This window comes from Anoxybacillus flavithermus, assembly GCF_002742685.1.
GTDB classification, from domain to species: Bacteria; Bacillota; Bacilli; order Bacillales; family Anoxybacillaceae; genus Anoxybacillus; species Anoxybacillus flavithermus_E.
Genome location: NZ_PEDM01000001.1, coordinates 115,029 through 133,968 on the forward strand (window position 1 = coordinate 115,029; position 18,940 = coordinate 133,968).

General features: G+C 46.2%; 15 protein-coding genes and 1 other annotated feature. Of the genes, 2 read left to right on the forward strand and 13 right to left on the reverse strand.

Annotated elements, in window-relative coordinates:
• The first annotated feature begins 57 nt into the window (after positions 1-57).
• Together CS060_RS00610 and CS060_RS00615 are read left to right on the forward strand one after the other, a co-directional pair.
• The gene (locus CS060_RS00610; protein ID WP_035046615.1) at positions 58-1,770 is read left to right on the forward strand and encodes an Rqc2 family fibronectin-binding protein; all 1,713 of its coding nucleotides are present in this window, start codon (positions 58-60) and stop codon (positions 1,768-1,770) included.
• Positions 1,771-2,051: 281 nt separating this feature from the next.
• Positions 2,052-2,726, forward strand: coding sequence for a hypothetical protein (locus CS060_RS00615; RefSeq protein ID WP_099668582.1), 675 nt, complete (start codon positions 2,052-2,054; stop codon positions 2,724-2,726).
• Between the two features lie 40 nt (positions 2,727-2,766).
• Here the strand turns inward: CS060_RS00615 and pyrE are convergent, their stop codons facing one another.
• The 13 genes from pyrE to ileS form a co-directional block, all read right to left on the reverse strand.
• The gene (gene pyrE / locus CS060_RS00620; RefSeq protein ID WP_035046629.1) at positions 2,767-3,381 is read right to left on the reverse strand and encodes an orotate phosphoribosyltransferase; all 615 of its coding nucleotides are present in this window, start codon (positions 3,379-3,381) and stop codon (positions 2,767-2,769) included.
• Positions 3,381-4,094 carry an orotidine-5'-phosphate decarboxylase gene (pyrF, locus tag CS060_RS00625; protein ID WP_099668583.1) on the reverse strand — a complete coding sequence of 238 codons (714 nt, stop codon included), beginning with the start codon at positions 4,092-4,094 and terminating at the stop codon, positions 3,381-3,383. The genes pyrE and pyrF overlap by 1 nt, the downstream gene beginning before the upstream one ends.
• On the reverse strand, positions 4,066-5,004 hold the full coding sequence (locus CS060_RS00630) for a dihydroorotate dehydrogenase (RefSeq protein WP_035046611.1): 939 nt from the start codon (positions 5,002-5,004) through the stop codon (positions 4,066-4,068). The genes pyrF and CS060_RS00630 overlap by 29 nt, the downstream gene beginning before the upstream one ends.
• A complete protein-coding gene (locus CS060_RS00635) occupies positions 5,001-5,765 on the reverse strand; it encodes a dihydroorotate dehydrogenase electron transfer subunit (RefSeq protein ID WP_035046605.1) in 765 nt (254 codons plus the stop codon). Before CS060_RS00635 ends, CS060_RS00630 begins: the two co-directional genes overlap by 4 nt.
• Entirely contained in the window at positions 5,762-8,953 is a 3,192-nt protein-coding gene (carB, locus tag CS060_RS00640; protein ID WP_035046603.1) for a carbamoyl-phosphate synthase large subunit, read from the reverse strand. Before carB ends, CS060_RS00635 begins: the two co-directional genes overlap by 4 nt.
• Positions 8,946-10,040 carry a carbamoyl phosphate synthase small subunit gene (locus CS060_RS00645; protein WP_035046601.1) on the reverse strand — a complete coding sequence of 365 codons (1,095 nt, stop codon included), beginning with the start codon at positions 10,038-10,040 and terminating at the stop codon, positions 8,946-8,948. Before CS060_RS00645 ends, carB begins: the two co-directional genes overlap by 8 nt.
• Positions 10,037-11,323 carry a dihydroorotase gene (pyrC, locus tag CS060_RS00650; protein ID WP_035046600.1) on the reverse strand — a complete coding sequence of 429 codons (1,287 nt, stop codon included), beginning with the start codon at positions 11,321-11,323 and terminating at the stop codon, positions 10,037-10,039. Before pyrC ends, CS060_RS00645 begins: the two co-directional genes overlap by 4 nt.
• Entirely contained in the window at positions 11,289-12,215 is a 927-nt protein-coding gene (locus CS060_RS00655; RefSeq protein ID WP_099668584.1) for an aspartate carbamoyltransferase catalytic subunit, read from the reverse strand. Before CS060_RS00655 ends, pyrC begins: the two co-directional genes overlap by 35 nt.
• A gap of 143 nt (positions 12,216-12,358) precedes the next feature.
• Entirely contained in the window at positions 12,359-13,651 is a 1,293-nt protein-coding gene (locus CS060_RS00660) for a solute carrier family 23 protein (RefSeq protein ID WP_035046596.1), read from the reverse strand.
• A 118-nt stretch (positions 13,652-13,769) separates the two neighbouring features.
• Positions 13,770-14,306, reverse strand: a complete 537-nt coding sequence (gene pyrR / locus CS060_RS00665) for a bifunctional pyr operon transcriptional regulator/uracil phosphoribosyltransferase PyrR (protein ID WP_035046627.1) — start codon at positions 14,304-14,306, stop codon at positions 13,770-13,772.
• A 154-nt stretch (positions 14,307-14,460) separates the two neighbouring features.
• Positions 14,461-15,372 (reverse strand): RluA family pseudouridine synthase, encoded by a 912-nt coding sequence (locus tag CS060_RS00670; RefSeq protein WP_035046594.1) that lies wholly within the window; start codon positions 15,370-15,372, stop codon positions 14,461-14,463.
• Complete coding sequence (lspA, locus tag CS060_RS00675; RefSeq protein WP_099668585.1) at positions 15,347-15,838, reverse strand: signal peptidase II; 492 nt, start codon at positions 15,836-15,838, stop codon at positions 15,347-15,349. The genes CS060_RS00670 and lspA overlap by 26 nt, the downstream gene beginning before the upstream one ends.
• 72 nt (positions 15,839-15,910) lie before the next feature.
• Complete coding sequence (gene ileS, locus CS060_RS00680; RefSeq protein WP_035046590.1) at positions 15,911-18,667, reverse strand: isoleucine--tRNA ligase; 2,757 nt, start codon at positions 18,665-18,667, stop codon at positions 15,911-15,913.
• A gap of 44 nt (positions 18,668-18,711) precedes the next feature.
• Positions 18,712-18,927, reverse strand: a binding site (T-box leader).
• Positions 18,928-18,940: the final 13 nt, after the last annotated feature.

The window sequence follows — 18,940 nt, forward strand, 5'->3', positions numbered from 1 at the left end:
GCATGTACAAAAAAATGATATGGTATAATGAAAAGAAAAAAGAGAAAGGTGTTTTCCATGTCGTTTGATGGAGTATTTACATATGCGATGACAAAAGAATTACAACGAACGCTTGTCGGGGGGCGTATTTCTAAAATTTATCAACCATCTTCATATGAATTAGTATTTCATGTTCGCTTGTACGGACGTAACTATAAATTGTTATTATGTGCACATCCGACTTACGCTCGCGTTCATTTAACAAATGAGACGTACGACAACCCGCCTGAACCGCCGATGTTTTGTATGCTTTTGCGCAAACATATGGAAGGGGGCGTCATCGAGGCGATTACGCAAGTCGATTTTGATCGCATTATGATCATTCACGTGAAAGCAAGAAATGAGCTTGGCGATGTATGCACGAAACAGCTGATTATCGAAATTATGGGGCGCCACAGCAACATCATTCTCGTCGATGAACAGACGAACACAATCATCGATAGCGTCAAACATCTCTCACCTGCTGTGAATCGCTACCGAACGGTGCTACCAGGGACGCCTTACATTGCACCGCCATCACACGACAAAATAAATCCGCTTCACGCGACGGAAGAGACGGTGTTAAAAAAAATTGATTTTCTCTCCGGAAAATTAGCCGATCAACTCATTGCGACATTTATGGGCATTTCCCCCCTGTTTGCGCGCGAAGCTGTTCATCGGGCAGGGCTTGCTAACCGAGCGACGTTGCCGAAAAGTTTTATCACGCTTATGGAAGATGTGCGAAACGAGAAATTTGCTCCATGTATATATACAAACGGGACAAAAGACATCTTTTACGCGTTGCCGCTTACCCATATCGAAGGGGAAGGAAAACATTTTGCTACGTTAAGCGAGATGCTTGACCGTTTTTATTTCGGCAAAGCAGAACGCGATCGCGTGAAACAACAAGCGCACGATTTAGAACGATTTGTCGCGAACGAAAAAGCGAAAAATGAAAAAAAGCTGTTGAAACTTCAACAAACGCTTGAAGAAGCAAGACAGGCGGAACAATATCGGCTATATGGGGAATTGTTGACCGCAAATCTTTATGCTATGAAGCGAGGAATGAGCGAAATCGAAGTCGTCAACTATTATGACGAAAACGGTGCCACAATCACCATTCCGCTTGATCAACAAAAATCGCCGTCAGAAAATGCACAAAGCTATTTTCAAAAATACCAAAAAGCGAAAAATTCGCTTTCCATCGTGCAGGAACAAATCGAGCGGACGAAAGAAGAAATCATATATTTCGATACGCTGTTGCAACAGCTTGAAACGGCATCACCGAAAGACATTGACGACATTCGCGACGAGTTAATCGAACAAGGCTATTTGCGCGCGAAAGCAACAAAACAGAAAAAACAAAAGCCGCGCACAATCGAACTCGAACGCTACGTATCAAGCGACGGAACAGAAATTTTCGTCGGCAAAAACAATAAACAAAACGACTATTTAACGAACAAATTCGCAAGCAAAGACGACATTTGGCTTCATACGAAAGACATCCCTGGCTCGCACGTCGTCATTAAAAGCAAAAAACCATCAGAACAAACGATCATCGAAGCTGCCCACTTAGCCGCTTACTTCAGCAAAGCGCGCCACTCCAGCTCCGTTCCGGTCGACTACACGCGCATCCGCTACGTTAAAAAACCGAGCGGGGCAAAGCCTGGTTTCGTCATCTACGAAAACCAACAAACGATCTACGTCACGCCGGATGAGGAGATGGTGGTGAGGATGAAAAAACCCGTCTAGATAGGCGGGTTTTTTCATTTACAACTTGTAGCGAAGATCTATAAAATAGGCTCTTCACCAAAGGTTGTACTTGATTTTTTTCTGAACATACCCTATTTACGGTTGCGAGGAAAAATCAGTAAATCAATGATTTTTGCACATCTTTATACAGGAAACCGTATTGCTTGTCAAGTACATGTTGTGGTGATGACTCAAAAATTTTTTGTCGTATGTTCTGTCCAATCTCTCTTCTTTTTGTCGAATCATGATATAATATAGGCGGAAAAAAGGAGGTGAATGAGATGGAGCAGTTGTTGCAGCGCATTTTTGATGAGCTGGCATTTTTGCGTGCAAACATGGCAACAAAAGAAGACGTCGCTATGTTGAAAGATGATATTCGTGCATTAGAAAGCCGCGTCAATCACATCGAACAGACGATGGCGACGAAAGACGATATCGCAAGCATCGAACAGCGCATGGCAACAAAAGACGATATCGCGAGCATCGAACAGCGCATGGCGACGAAAGACGATATCGCAAGCATCGAACAGCGCATGGCAACAAAAGACGATATCGCGAGCATCGAACAGCGCATGGCAACAAAAGACGATATCGCGAGCATCGAACAGCGCATGGCGACGAAAGACGATGTTGTAGCACTGCAAGTTGGTATGCGTACGCTTGAACATCGAGTGGAGCATATTGAACAGACAATGGCCACAAAAGAAGATGTGGCGCTTGTGCCAGCGATTCGGGAGATGGTTGGTCAATTAATGGAACGAATGACTGTTGTTGAGTTGCATGTTCAAGAAATTCCAGCCATGAAACAGCAAATCGAACAGTTGTCGCAACAAATGGAAGAAGGGTTTGAGAAAATAGCGCATCAAGAAACGATCCTACAAGCGTTATCACTCCGTTCGATTCAACAAGCAAACGATATCCACTATTTAAAAACAAACGCCATTTCTACCAAATAATTAGATCAAAAAGGGTGTCGCTCGTTGGACACCCTCGTTTTTATGCTTCTAACTGTTCACGCCAATGATGTAACGTGACCCGCTCTTCTTCGGTGATGATGCCAAGTTCCGTCGCTGTTTCGATGAGCGCATCGTAATCGGTCACGGTGTAGTATGGGACTTGTTCTTGCTGAAATGCTCGTTTTCCTTTTTCTAATCCGTATGTAAAAATCGCAACGACGCCAAGCACATGGCATCCTGCTTCGCGCAAAACGCGCACGGCATTTAGTGAACTGCCACCTGTTGAAATTAAATCTTCAATGACGACGACGTGTTGTCCCTGTTCTACTTTCCCTTCAATTTGCTTTCCTTTTCCGTATCCTTTCGCTTGGCTGCGCACGTAGCACATCGGCATATTCAACCGTTCGCTCACCCATGCCGCATGCGGAATGCCTGCGGTGGCCGTGCCAGCAACGACGTGAACGGTTGGAAAATGCGTGCGAATAAGTGCGGTTAGTTCATCAGCAATCATTCGTCTCGTCGTTGGGTACGCTAACGTCAACCGATTGTCGCAATAAATGGGCGATTGTATGCCTGAAGACCACGTAAACGGTTCGTTTGGGCTTAACGACACCGCGCCAATCGAAAGCAATTGTTTTGCGATTTCTTTATTCATCATTGTCCACCATCCCACTCTCGTTTTAGCCGCTCATATGCCGCATATGGATTTTGGGCTTTTGTGATGCTTCGTCCGATGACGATATAATTTGTCCCAAGCTGTTTCGCCTCATGCGGTGTTACAACGCGCACTTGATCGTCCGCTTGATCATCCGCAAAACGAATGCCTGGGGTGACAGTGATGAACGATGCGCCAAGTGATGCGCGAAGAAACGGCACTTCTTTTGCGGAACAAACGACGCCGTCAAGCCCACTATTATAGGCAAGCGTGGCGTAATGAAGTACCGTTTCGTTCATCGTCCGGTCGATCAACAATTCATCGTGAAGCATTCGTTCGCTTGTGCTCGTCAGTTGCGTCACAGCAATGCAACACGGACGGCTCATCCCGTGTGGTGTTCCCTCTTCTAATCCTTCGATCGCCGCGCGCATCATCGCGCTTCCTCCCGATGCATGAACGTTTACTAAATCGACGCCTAATTTCGCCAACCCTTTCATCGCTTTCTTCACTGTATGCGGAATGTCATGAAGCTTTAAATCTAAAAAAATATCATGTCCGCGCTGTTTTAATTTGTCGATGAGCGCTGGACCTTCTTGAAAATATAGCTCCATGCCGACTTTTAAAAAGAGCGACGTATCGGAAAATGGTTGTAAAAACGACCACACTTCCTCCTTTGATGAAAAATCAAGTGCCACAATAAACGGTTTGTCCATTGTTCCAGCTCCTTCCCGTACATTCCGAAATGTGTTGAATGCCAAGTTCATCTAAAAGCGGTGGCAAATCGTGAATAATATGCGGACAAACGTACGGGTCGATAAAGTTCGCTGTGCCGATCGCCACAGCGCTTGCACCGGCATAAAAAAACTCGATGACATCTTCCGCGCTTTGAATGCCGCCCATGCCGATAATCGGAAGCGATACCGCTTGGCTTACTTCATAAATCATCCGAATCGCAATTGGCTTAATGGCTGGGCCAGATAATCCGCCTGTTCCGTTCGCTAAAATCGGCTTCGCTGTTTTGACGTCAATGCGCATGCCAACTAACGTATTAATCATCGTTAATCCGTCCGCTCCCGCTTGTTCAACCGCTTTCGCCATCGCGACGATATTGGTCACATTTGGCGATAGTTTCACATACACAGGCACAGCAGACTCTTCTTTTACCGCCCGCGTCAACTCTGCAGCGATTTCTGGAACTGTTCCGAATGCGATACCACCCTTTTTCACGTTCGGGCATGAAATATTTAACTCGAGCGCATGAACGTTTGGCGCTTTCGAGATGCGCTTGGCGACTTCCACATATTCTTCCACCGTTGAGCCAGCAATATTGGCGATAATTGGTACATCATATTGCGCTAACCAAGGTAGCTCCTCAGCAAGCACATAATCAACCCCGGGGTTTTGCAGTCCGATCGCATTTAACATGCCGCTTGGTGTCTCAGCAACACGTGGCGTCGGATTGCCGAAGCGCGCGTCAAGCGTCGTCGCTTTAATCATCATTGCTCCGAGGACGCTTAAGTCGTAAAATTTCGCGTATTCTCGGCCGAATCCGAAACAACCTGAGGCAGGCATAATCGGATTTTTTAATGAAAGTCCTGGCAACTCTACTGCTAACCGATTCATAACACGACCTCCCCCGCCCGAAATACCGGACCGTCGCTACACACTTTTTTATATGCTGTTTCGCTATGCGGCACGCGGCATACGCATGCAAAACAAGCACCGACGCCACAACCCATTCGTTCTTCGAGCGACAAATATACGTCTTGATGTGGAAACTCGTTTGCGAGCGCCCGTAGCATCGGCTTCGGTCCGCACGCATATAACACATGAAACGAAAGGGCGTGATGTTGAATAACATCGGTGACAAATCCTTTCATGCCGTACGAGCCGTCTACGGTCGCAACGTACGTCCCGCCAAACGATGCGAATCGCTCCTCGTAAAATACGACATCTTTCGTTTGAAAGCCAAGCACAATCGTCACAAATACTCCTTTGTTCACTAGTTGTTTTGCCAATTCATATAACGGTGGCACACCGATTCCCCCACCGACAAGAAGTGCGCGTTGTCCGCTTGACAGCGCCGAAACCGAGAAACCGTTTCCGAGCGGACCGAGCACATCGACCGTGTCGCCGGGCAATTTTTGCGAAAGGAGCGTCGTGCCTGCCCCTTCCGCACGGTAAATGATCGTACATTCTCCCGCTTCGTGATTGATGTCGCAAAGACTGAGTGGACGTCTTAATAACGGTTCGCGATCCCCCACTTTGACGTGCACAAATTGCCCAGGCGTATGCATGCGCTGAACGAGTGAACCAGCAAGCGTCAATTCATAAATGCCTGTTGCGATTTGACGGTTGGAGATGATCGTCATATTCTCCTTCATACATTCACCTTCTTTTCCGTCATCGCCATTGTCGAAAACGTCATCGCTTCTAAAACGAGAAGCATCGCTTTCGCCGTATCGAGCGACGTTAAACACGGAATGCCATTTTCGACTGCCTCGCGACGAATGCGGAAGCCGTCGCTTTCCGTTTCTTTTCCTTTTGTTAATGTGTTAATGACGACTTGCGCTTTGCCTTGACGAATCACATCAAGAATGTTTGGTGAGCTGGTATGAATTTTATTGACGACTGTTACCGGAATGTTCGCTTCCCGTAACGTTTGCGCTGTGCCCGTTGTCGCCAGCAACTGATAGCCAATATTGTAAAAGCGACGCGCGATGTCAATCGCCTCCTCTTTATCTTTATCGGCAACAGTCAATAAAACTGCCCCGTACGGCCGAATGTGAATGCCTGAAGCGACAAGCGCTTTATAAAGCGCCTTCGCAAACGTTTCATCTTTTCCGATGACTTCACCTGTCGATTTCATTTCTGGTCCGAGCGAAATATCGACGTTGCGCAATTTCGCAAACGAAAAGACAGGGGCTTTCACATATACACCGTCGCTTTCTTCTTTTAATTCGGTGTAGTAACCAAGCTCGTTTAACTTTGCGCCTAAAATGACTTTTGTTGCGATATTTGCCATCGGTACGTTCGTAATTTTACTTAAAAATGGAACGGTGCGGCTTGAACGTGGATTCACTTCTAACACGTACACGTCACCGTCATATAGTACGAACTGAATGTTTAACAACCCGACGATACGCAATCCTTTCGCAAGCGCAATCGTATAGTCAACAATTTTCTGCTTAATGTCTTTCGTTAACGTTTGTGGCGGATAGACGGCGATCGAATCGCCGGAATGGACGCCAGCGCGTTCAATATGCTCCATAATACCTGGGATAAACACATCTTCCCCATCGGAAATGGCGTCGACTTCAATTTCTTTTCCAATTAAATAACGGTCAATTAATACGGGATGTTGCGGATTGACTTTCACCGCATGCTCCATATAATGTAGTAGTTCTTCTTCCTTATACACGATTTCCATCGCTCGACCACCGAGCACATACGACGGGCGCACGAGAACAGGATAGCCGATGTCTTCAGCGATGCGTACCGCCTCTTCAACGGAAAACGCTGTTTTTCCTTTCGGCTGTGGAATGCCTAGTTGCGCAAGCGTCCGTTCAAATTTGTCGCGATTTTCGGCGCGATCTAAATCTTCAAGCGATGTGCCGAGAATGCGAACGCCACGTGCGGCTAATTCGGCGGCTAAGTTAATCGCTGTTTGTCCACCAAATTGGACGATGACGCCAATCGGTTGTTCTAAATCGATGACGTGCATCACATCTTCAATCGTTAATGGTTCAAAGTATAGCTTATCGGAAATGCTAAAGTCGGTTGAAACTGTTTCTGGATTGTTGTTAATAATAATCGCTTCATATCCCGCTTCTTTAATCGCCCATACACAATGAACGGTCGCGTAGTCAAACTCAATTCCTTGTCCAATACGAATCGGACCAGAGCCGAGGACGACGACACTTTCACGCGGTGTGACAATGGATTCGTTTTCTTCTTCGTACGTGCTGTAATAATACGGCGTTTCGGATTCAAATTCCGCCGCGCACGTATCAACCATTTTATATACAGGTGTGATTTGGGCGCGCTTACGCATCTCATACACATCGCGTTCGGTCATCTCCCAATATTTCGCAATTGCTACATCGGAAAAGCCCATTTCTTTCGCTTTTTTTAGTACTTCGATATCGCCAACATGTTTGTGTAAAACGGCTTCGTACTGTACGATACTTGCGATTTTCGTTAAAAAGAACGGATCGATTTGACTCCATGCATGCACTTGTTCGACCGTTACGCCGCGGCGAAACGCTTCTGCAATGTAAAATAACCGTTCATCACCCGCTTTTCGAATACGTTTTTGTAGCAGCGCATCATCGACTTGTTCTTTTAATTCCAAATGATAGACGTTCGTTTCAAGCGAGCGTACTGCTTTTAATAGCGACTCTTCAAACGTGCGCCCGATCGCCATCACTTCCCCTGTCGCTTTCATTTGTGTGCCGAGATGACGGTTCGCTGATTCGAATTTGTCAAACGGAAAGCGCGGAATCTTTGTGACGACGTAATCAAGCGTTGGTTCAAAGCAAGCATACGTTTTTCCTGTGACCGGATTCATCATTTCATCCAGCGTTAAGCCAACCGCGATTTTTGCGGCGAGTTTGGCAATCGGATACCCCGTCGCTTTAGATGCAAGCGCCGATGAGCGACTGACGCGCGGGTTTACTTCGATGACATAGTATCGGAAGCTGTACGGATCAAGAGCAAGCTGGACGTTGCATCCCCCTTCGATGCCGAGCGCGCGAATAATGCGCAGCGAGGCGTTTCGCAACAGTTGATATTCGCGATCGCTTAACGTTTGGCTCGGAGCGACGACGATGGAATCGCCCGTATGAATGCCGACGGGATCGATATTTTCCATATTGCAGACGACGATCGCATTGTCTTTCGCATCGCGCATCACTTCGTATTCAATTTCTTTATAGCCTGCGATACTTTTTTCTAGTAAACATTGATGCACAGGGCTCATTTTTAAACCGCTTGAGACGATGTCGACAAGCTCTGCTTCGTTCGTACAAATGCCTCCGCCTGTTCCACCGAGCGTAAACGCAGGACGAACGATGACTGGATATCCGATTTGTGCAACGAATGCATACGCTTCTTGTAAACTATGAACGATCGCGCTTTCTGGCACAGGTTCGCCAAGCTCGTTCATAAGCGCACGAAATTGTTCGCGGTCTTCTGCTTTTTCAATCGCTTCTAATTTCGTACCGAGAATTTCAACACCACACTCTTGGAGCACTCCTGCTTTTGCTAATTCGACCGCTAAGTTTAATCCCGTCTGTCCACCGAGCGTCGGCAAAATGGCATCGGGACGCTCTTTCCGAATGACGCGCGCGACAAATTCGAGCGTTAACGGCTCCATGTACACTTTGTCGGCAATTTGTGTATCGGTCATAATCGTTGCCGGATTGGAGTTAACGAGAATAACTTTATACCCTTCTTCTTTTAATGCTAAACAAGCTTGCGTCCCTGCATAATCAAATTCTGCTGCTTGCCCGATGACGATCGGTCCAGAACCGATGACAAGAATCGTTTCAATATCTTGACGTTTAGGCATGGACGACACCTCTTTCTTTTTTAAACTGTTCAATCATTGCGATAAAATCATCGAATAAATGGTTTGCATCTTCTGGACCTGGTGACGCTTCTGGATGATATTGCACCGTAAACGCAGGAACATCGCGATGACGAAGCCCTTCAATCGTTCCGTCGTTTAATGCGACGTGCGTCACTTCTAGCCGCGTATGAACGAGCGACTGCTCTGTAACGGTATAGCCGTGATTTTGTGAAGTAATTGCTACTTTTCCTGTTTCAAGATGTTTCACAGGGTGATTGGAACCTCGATGGCCGAACTTCATTTTTTCTGTATTCGCCCCGCAAGCGAGTGCAAATAGTTGATGGCCAAGGCAAATCCCGAAAAGCGGAACGTGACCAAGTATGTGTTGAATCATGTCAATCGCTTCTGGGACATCTTTCGGATCCCCAGGTCCGTTCGATAACATGACACCGTCGGGATGCCATTGCAATACTTCTTCGGCCGTTGCATTGTACGGCAATACGATGACATCACAATGACGTTTATTTAACTCACGCAAAATGCCGTGCTTCATGCCAAAGTCGATTAAAACGACGCGATGACCGCGTCCCGGACTAGCGTACGCACTTTTTGTCGATACACGCTTCACTTGATCGCGCGCAAGCTCCGTTTCTTTTAAATACGAGATCGCCTCTGAAACGGACACGTCCATGTCGCAAATCATTCCTTTTAACGTGCCGTATTGGCGAATGATGCGCGTCAGTTTCCGTGTATCGACACCGGCTAACCCAGGAATGTTTTTTATGCGCAAATATTCATCAATCGTTAGCTCGCTTCGCCAATTGGACGGAGATGTACACGCTTCTTTTACGATAAAACCGAACACATGCGGTTCAATCGATTCGAAATCATCACGGTTGATGCCGTAGTTTCCGATTAAAGGATACGTCATCGTTACGATTTGTCCGCAATACGACGGGTCCGTTAAAATTTCTTGATATCCTGTCATTCCTGTGTTAAAAACGACTTCACCGACTGTTTGTCGTTCACTTCCAAACGCTTCGCCAACAAAACGTGTACCATCTTCTAAAATAAGTTGTCGTTTCATTCCCCTCTTCCTTTCTGCCAAACCATTTTTCCATCTACAATCGTCATCGTTGGCCATCCTTTACATGCCCAGCCGACAAACGGTGTATTTTTTCCTTTCGATACAAACGTCGCAGGATCAATGACTTGTTCGGTATGTAAATCGATAACGACGAAATCTGCTTTTGCGCCAACTTTTAATTGTCCGCCATCGAGACGAAACGTCTCCGCTGGTTTTTTCGACAGCCAATCAACGAGCTGTTTTAACGTACATACTCCTTTTTCAACAAAATGTGTATATAAAAGCGGGAAAGCCGTTTCTAATCCGACAATTCCAAATGGGGCAAGCACCATCCCTTCACTTTTTTCTTCTTCCGTATGTGGTGCATGGTCAGTCGCAATAAAATCAATCGTTCCATCCAATAATCCTTCGATTAACGCTTGTTGATCTTCCTTTGTTCGTAATGGTGGATTCATTTTAAAGTTCGCATCTAACGTATGGATATCTTCATCGCAAAGCAGTAAGTGATGCGGTGTCACTTCGGCAGTAACGCGAATGCCTGCTTGCTTCGCCTCGCGCACGATGCGCACCGATTGTTTCGTACTGATATGGCAAACGTGGTAGTGACATCCCGTCGCCTCCGCTAACAACACATCGCGCGCAATATGTACCGCTTCGCAAACGGAAGGAATGCCTAAAAGCCCATGTCGTTTTGCAAATGATCCGTCATGTACGCATCCTTTATATGTGAGCGTTTCGTCTTCACAATGTGCGACAATGGGCATATCGAGAGCAGCCGCTTGTTGCATCGCCTCATACATGATGCGCGCACTTTGCACGCCAACGCCATCATCTGTAAACGCAAACGCTCCTGCTTCTTTTAAGGCGGCAAAATCAACGAGCTGTTTTCCTGCTTGACGTATCGTAATTGAAGCGTATGGCAACACGCGCACATGCGCGGTTTCACGAATGCGGTTAACGAGCCATTCCATTTGTTGTTTCGTATCAGGAACAGGTTTTGTGTTTGGCATCGCCGCAATCGTTGTAAATCCGCCTTTCGCCGCAGCAAGCGTGCCTGTCGCAATCGTTTCTTTATGCTCGCCACCTGGTTCACGTAAATGAACGTGTACGTCGATCAATCCTGGTGCGACAAACTGTTCACACACGTCGATCACCTCGTCATTATCGCTTGAAGCGATGTGAGGTGCGATTTGAACGATGCGCCCGTCGTCAATTTTTATATCGGCTAACGTCAGCTCTCCTTGTTCATTAAGCAAGCGCGCACGTTTGAAAATGATAGCCATGTTTCGTTCCTCCTTTTTGTAATGCCCGTTTTAAGACAGCCATGCGCACGTATACGCCATTTTCCATTTGTTTAAAAATGCGTGAACGTTCACATTCAACGAGCTCGCTTGCGATTTCGACGTCGCGATTGACTGGGGCTGGATGCAAAATGATGCTCGTGTTTTTCATTTGTTTTTCCCGCGCGATCGTTAATCCGTATTGCTCGTGATATTGCTCTTTCGTCCATCCCATTTTTTCTTCATGCCGCTCATGTTGAATGCGAAGAAGCATAACGACATCTGCCTCTTTCACTGCCGTGTCAAGATCAACGTATGTGCCATACGGATTCGTTATATCTTGCCACTCAGAAGGGCTGCAAAAGAAGACGTTTGCGCCGAGCCTCGTTAATATTTCAGCATTAGAGCGTGCTACTCGGCTATGACGAATATCACCAACAATCGCTACATTTAGCCCGATAAATGTGCCAAATTGTTGACGAATCGTTAGTAAATCTAATAACGATTGCGTTGGATGGTGACCGCATCCGTCACCTGCGTTAATGATCGGGATATGAATCGTTTCGCGAAGCGATTCAAAGTAATGATCGGATGGGTGGCGAACGATGACGGCTTCTACTCCGATCGCTTGCAACGTCCGAATCGTATCGTACAACGTTTCTCCTTTTTGGACGCTCGACATCTCTGCATCAAACGGAATGACTTCAAGCCCAAGCTTTCGTTCCGCTATTTCAAAACTACATTTTGTGCGCGTGCTCGGTTCAAAAAATAAGTTGGCGACAAACGTTTGTTTATTGACTTTCCACGTCTCACCGTTCGCAAATCGTTCCGCTTCATGCAAAATGGCAAGCACTTCATCAACTGAGAGCTCTGCTAACGTTAGTAAATGGTTCATGCAACATTCCTCCTTTTTAGTAAAAAAACACCTTGCCGAGCGAGGCAAGGTGTTTACAAGCATGAGGAAAGAGACCGTTTCGCTGAACGGATTTCCTCTAGCACACCTTTGTAAGCCTCGCTGGACTTCTTTTAAAAGGTGTGTTATGCAACATCATGTTTTTGTTCAAATACGCTATCCGACACTTTCGGGCGACCAGGCAAAATGAGGTTTAACACGATACCTGTAATTGCCGCAAGCGCCATACCGTGCACTTCAAATTGTTCTGATACTTTCACAACGGCATCCCCGATGCCAATGACGAGAATAACAGATGAAATGACTAAGTTTCGTTTGTCGCCAAAGTCGATTTTACTATCGACAAGCATACGCAAACCAGAAGAGGCGATAATCCCAAACAATAAGATAGATACGCCGCCCATGACCGGTGTCGGAATCGAGCTAATGAGTGCTGTCACTTTTCCTAAAAATCCGAACGCGATCGCAAGAACAGCTGCACCAGCTAACACATATACGCTATATACGCGCGTAATTGCTAATACACCGATATTTTCTCCGTATGTCGTCTTTGGCGGACCACCGATGAGCGCAGAAATCATCGTTGCTAGTCCGTCACCGAAAATCGAGCGGTGTAACCCCGGCTCTTTAATGTAGTCGCGCCCAACGACTTTGCTTAATACGAGCTGATGACCGATATGTTCAGATAATGTCACAATGGCCACAGGCACCATCAAAAGTACAATATCGAGTGTCACACGCACGTCATAATGAACGAACGGTAACAAGAAATCAGGCATCTCAAGCCATTTTGCTTTTGCCACCCCTGATAAATCTACAACGCCGACAGCTAACGCGTACACGTAGCCGACGATAATGCCCATCAAAACAGGTACTAAGCTAAACATTCCTCTTGATAAAATCGAAAACATAATCGTCGCAGCAAGCGTCACAACTGCAACAGAAAAGTGCGTCAAGCTATACTTTCCATCTGGGCCGTTCATCGCCATGCTGACGGCAACGTTTGCTAATCCTAAGCCGATGACGATAATGACCGGACCGACGACAATTGGCGGAAGTAAATTCATAATCCAACGATAACCTGCTTTTTTAATCGCTAAAGCAACGATGCCATATACGAGTCCCGCTAAAAAGCTTCCGATCATCGCCGCGCCCGGACCACCTGCTGCTTTTGCTGCAATAATTGGCGTAATAAATGCGAACGATGAGCCGAGGTAAGCAGGGACTTGCCATTTTGTCACGATTAAAAAGGCGAGTGTTCCGAGTCCGCTTGAAATGAGTGCCATCGCTGGACTTAATCCGACCAAATATGGCACTAAAATCGTTGCACCAAACATCGCAAATAAATGTTGTAAACTAAGTGTAACAAGCTGCCCAAAAGAAGGGACATCTTTCACGTCTAATACTGGTTTGTTCATCTTCTCTCTCCCTTTCTTTTATATAAAAAACCCTCTTTGTCCGTACGAAGGCACAAAGAGGGCGTGAGAAACGAATCCCCTTTGTCAGCCTCGCTGGACTGCCTTTAAAAAGGGTGCTTTATTCATGTATACTGACTTGATCGATGTCGTCTACTTCTTTTAACTCAACGACGATCATTTCCGAGCTTGACGTCGGAATGTTTTTGCCGACGAAATCGGCGCGAATCGGCAATTCGCGATGACCGCGATCAACGAGCACAGCTAATTGAATTTGCGCCGGACGCCCAAGATCCATCACGGCATCCATCGCTGCGCGCACCGTTCGGCCTGTAAATAATACGTCATCAACTAAAATGACTTTTTGATTCGTAACGGAAAACGGGACGTCCGTTCCTTTCACAAGCGGTTCACGATCGTCTGTTTTTACCGTTAAATCATCGCGATATAGCGTAATGTCTAACTCACCAACAGGAATGGATGTTCCTTCAATTTGCTCAATGCGTTCGGCTAATCGTTTTGCTAAGTAAATGCCGCGCGTTTTAATGCCGATGAGCACACAGCCGTCAATCCCTTTATTGCGCTCAATAATTTCGTGAGCAATGCGCGTCAACGCACGTCGAATCGATTGTTCATCTAATACAATGGCTTTTTGCATCGTTTCACCTCCAGACAAAAAACCCTCTCACCGTTTGGCGAGAGGGTACATGTAGGCATACGTCACCTAAATCCGACACCTTCTCAGCCTCACGGGACTGAATTTAAAGGTCCTTGTTCACTTGAGTTTATTTTACGTTTCCTTGTTTCGTTTGTCAACGATTATTTCGCAACATATCGAGCAATCGTTCGAATTCATGAGGAATCGGGGCTTCAAACTGCAAATATTCGCCTGTGCGTGGGTGATGAAACCCTAATACGCCGGCATGAAGCGCTTGTCCGTCAATCGGTAACGTTTTGCGCGGACCGTATTTCGGATCCCCAGCAAGCGGATAGCCGATATATTTCATATGAACGCGAATTTGATGCGTTCGCCCAGTTTCGAGTTGACACTCCACAAACGTATAATGGTCAAATCGTTCGAGGACGCGAAAATGCGTCACCGCTTCTTTTCCATTTTCAACAACGGCCATGCTTTGACGATCGCGTGGATCGCGTCCGATCGGTGCATCAATTGTCCCATAATCGTGCGGAATGACACCGTGAACGATCGCGACATATTTGCGCGTCACCGTTTTGTTGACAAGTTGATTGACAAGCGACTCATGCGCCAAATCATTTTTGGCGACCATTAATAAACCAGACGTATCTTTATCAATGCGATGAACGATGCCTGGTCGCAATACGCCGTTAATGCCTGAAAGGTCTTGACAATGAGCAAGCAATGCGTTAACGAGCGTCCCGCGCATATGCCCTGGCGCTGGATGAACGACCATGCCGCGCGGCTTATTGACGACGACTACATCTGCATCTTCGTAATAAATATCAAGCGGAATTGGCTCCGGTTCCACATGTAACGGATCCGGATCAGGAATGGAAATAACCACTTCATCGTCGACGTGGCATTTGTAGTTCGGTTTTACTGCTTTGCCGTTCACAAGCACATGCCCTTCTTTTAACCATTGTTGTACTTGAGAACGCGACCATTGTTCATTTAATTCGGCAATGACCTTATCAATGCGTTCCCCATCATGTTGTTCTTCAATCGTGAGTTGAATTTGCTCCATCGCTCATTCCCTTTCGTTGTTTTTCTTCGGTCCATGTATAAATAAACATGAGCGCAACACCGATTGTCAATGCTGCATCGGCGACGTTAAAAATCGGAAAGCTATAATTGAAAATATACGTATGCACAAAATCGACAACTTCCTTTCGAAACACGCGATCAATAAAGTTACCGAGCGCGCCGCCAAGCATAAGTCCAAGCGCGATGCCAAATAGTCGTTGCGTCGGCTGCAACCGTTGAATGTATATGACGATGCCGACAACGACGACAATTGTAATGACATAAAACAGCCAAAATTGTCCTTGCAACATGCCCCATGCCGCCCCTCGATTGCGATGCGACGTCATGTATAACACGTTTTCGATAATTGGAATGCTTTCACCTAACTCCATATAGCGAACGACGAGCCATTTCGTCCATTGGTCGATGACAATGACGACAAAAGCAAGCAAATAATATAACATCATACCCCTCCAAAGCAAAATTCTTTTTCATTTTATCATAAACAATCCCCCCTTGAAAGCTAGGGGGGATATGTGTTATTGCTTGACAATTGTCGCACAACGCGGACATAGCTCTGGGTGGTCTGCATCTTCGCCGACTGTTGGTGTAACGACCCAGCAACGTGCGCACGTTTTTCCTTCTGCTTGTTTAACGACAATCGCTGTTTTCGTAAATGTTTGCGCCTCGCTCGGTGCATCAGCAAATGTTCCGCCAATCGAAAACGCTGAAACGATTAATAGCTGTTTCATATCTTCTTCGATCGAATCGATGAGCGCTTTCGTTTCATCTGTCGGATATAAAATGACATGTGCTGTAAGCGACTTACCAATCAGTTTTTCGTTACGCGCCACTTCTAGCGCTTTTAATACTTCATCGCGCAACTCCATGAAAGCATCCCATTTTTTAACGATGCGATCGGCATCATCAATATGCACGGCTTCTGGCATATCGACAAGCTGTACGCTTTCTTCTTTGACGTGTGGAATATATGACCATACTTCATCTGCCGTATGCGGCAAAATCGGTGCAACAAGTTTCGTCAACGCAACAAGCGTTTCATACAACACCGTTTGAATCGAACGACGTTCATGATTATTTGCTGCTTCGATGTACAACACGTCTTTTGAAAAGTCGAAGTAAAATGCGCTTAAATCAACCGTACAGAAGTTGTTTACTTCATGGTAAATCGTCGCAAATTCATACGTTTCATATGCTTGTTTTACTTTTTCGATAAGGCGATTTAATTTAATGAGCATGTATCGGTCTACTTCGCGCAACTGTTCGATGGCTACCGTATGTTCTGCAGGATTGAAATCGAACAAGTTACCGAGCATGAAACGGAACGTGTTGCGAATTTTGCGATACACTTCTGCGACTTGTTTTAAAATGTTGTCAGAAATGCGTACGTCTGCTTGATAGTCGACAGAAGCAACCCAAAGGCGCAAAATGTCGGCACCGAGCTGTTCCATGACTTTCGCTGGTACGACGACGTTGCCGAGCGATTTGCTCATTTTTCGTCCTTCTCCATCTAGTACGAAGCCGTGGCTTAATACGCCTTTATACGGCGCTTTTCCAGTAACCGCAACCGCTGTGGAAAGCGACGAGTTAAACCAGCCGCGATATTGGTCGGATCCTTCTAAATAAAGGTCTGCTGGCCGTTGCAAATCATCGCGTTCTTCTAATACCGCTTGATGAGAAGAACCGGAGTCGAACCATACGTCCATAATATCTGTTTCTTTCGTAAAGCGTCCGTTCGGGCTACCCGGATGCGTAAACCCTTCTGGAAGTAAGTCTTTTGCATCGCGTTCAAACCAAACGTTCGAACCGTATTGGCGGAACAAGTTGGATACGTGTTCAATCGTTTCATCTGTAATAATTGGTTCGCCGTTTTCCGCATAAAAGACTGGAATTGGTACTCCCCATGCGCGTTGACGCGAAATGCACCAGTCGCCGCGATCGCGAATCATGTTATGGATGCGAATTTCACCCCATGCTGGCACCCATTTTGTTTCTTCAACCGCTTGTAACAATTGATCGCGAATTTTATCGATGGACGCAAACCATTGAGCTGTCGCACGGAAAATCGTCGGTTGCTTCGTCCGCCAGTCGTGCGGATATGAGTGCGTAATAAACGATAGTTTTAATAAAGCACCTACTTCTTGTAGCTTTTCTGTGATCGCTTTGTTCGCGTCATCGTAAAACATGCCGGCAAACCCTGGCGCTTCTTCTGTCATATAGCCGCGCTCGTCAACTGGACAAAGCACACCTAAGCCGTATTTTTGGCCGACAATAAAGTCGTCTTCCCCGTGTCCTGGAGCCGTATGGACGCAACCTGTTCCAGCGTCTGTTGTGACATGCTCACCACAAATGACGAGCGAATCGCGGTCATAAAACGGATGTTTCGCCACGACATACTCAAGCTCGCTTCCTTTGACTGTTTTTAATACAGTGACATGTTCCCAACCGATTTCTTTTTGTACCGATTGTAATAGCTCGGAAGCAACGACGTATTTGCCACCATCTGCCTCAACAACGCTATATTGCAACTGTGGATGCACAGCGATACCTAAGTTCGCTGGAATCGTCCATGGCGTTGTCGTCCAAATAACGATTTTTTCATCGCCATCAAGCACACCTTTTCCGTCTTTGACAGGGAATGCAACGTAAATAGACGGCGAACGTTTATCTTTATACTCGATTTCCGCTTCCGCAAGCGCCGATTCGCTTGATGGAGACCAATATACCGGTTTTAATCCTTTGTAAATTAACCCTTTTTTCGCCATTTCACCAAACACTTTAATTTGTTGTGCCTCGTATTCTGGCGTTAATGTAATGTAAGGGTTGTCCCAGTCGCCGCGCACGCCAAGTCGTTTAAATTGCTCGCGCTGGCGGTCGATTTGCTCATATGCATATTGCTCACATAACTTACGAAACTCCGCAACGCTCATTTCTTTCCGATTGACGCCTTTATTTTTCGTCAGCGCCGTTTCAATTGGCAAACCGTGCGTATCCCAACCTGGCACGTACGGGGCACAATAGCCGCTCATTGATTTATAACGAACGATGAAATCTTTTAAAATTTTGTTGAGCGCATGACCCATATGAATGTCACCGTTCGCATACGGCGGTCCGTCATGCAGCACAAACAACGGACGATCTTTCGTGCGCTCTTGCACTTTACGGTAAATATCCATTTCTTCCCATTTCACTTGTATTTGTGGTTCACGTTGTGGAAGATTTCCACGCATCGGGAAATCGGTCTTTGGCATGAGTAACGTATCTTTGTAATCCATTATGTCAACCTCCTTTTATGTAAATAAAAAACCTTCTCATGCCCAAAAGGGACGAGAAGGTCTCGCGGTACCACCCTTATTGACTATGTAAACATAGCCCACTCGACATTCGTAACGGGAATGACGCGCCGTGGCCTACGATTCGTTCGGCACGGAACTCCGGGGTGATTTTCATTCTTTCGCTTATGCCGAGCTTCCACCGCCCTCGACTCGCTGAAATAAGCTGATGAAAGAACTACTGTCCCCTTCATCGTTTTTGCGATATAACTGTAT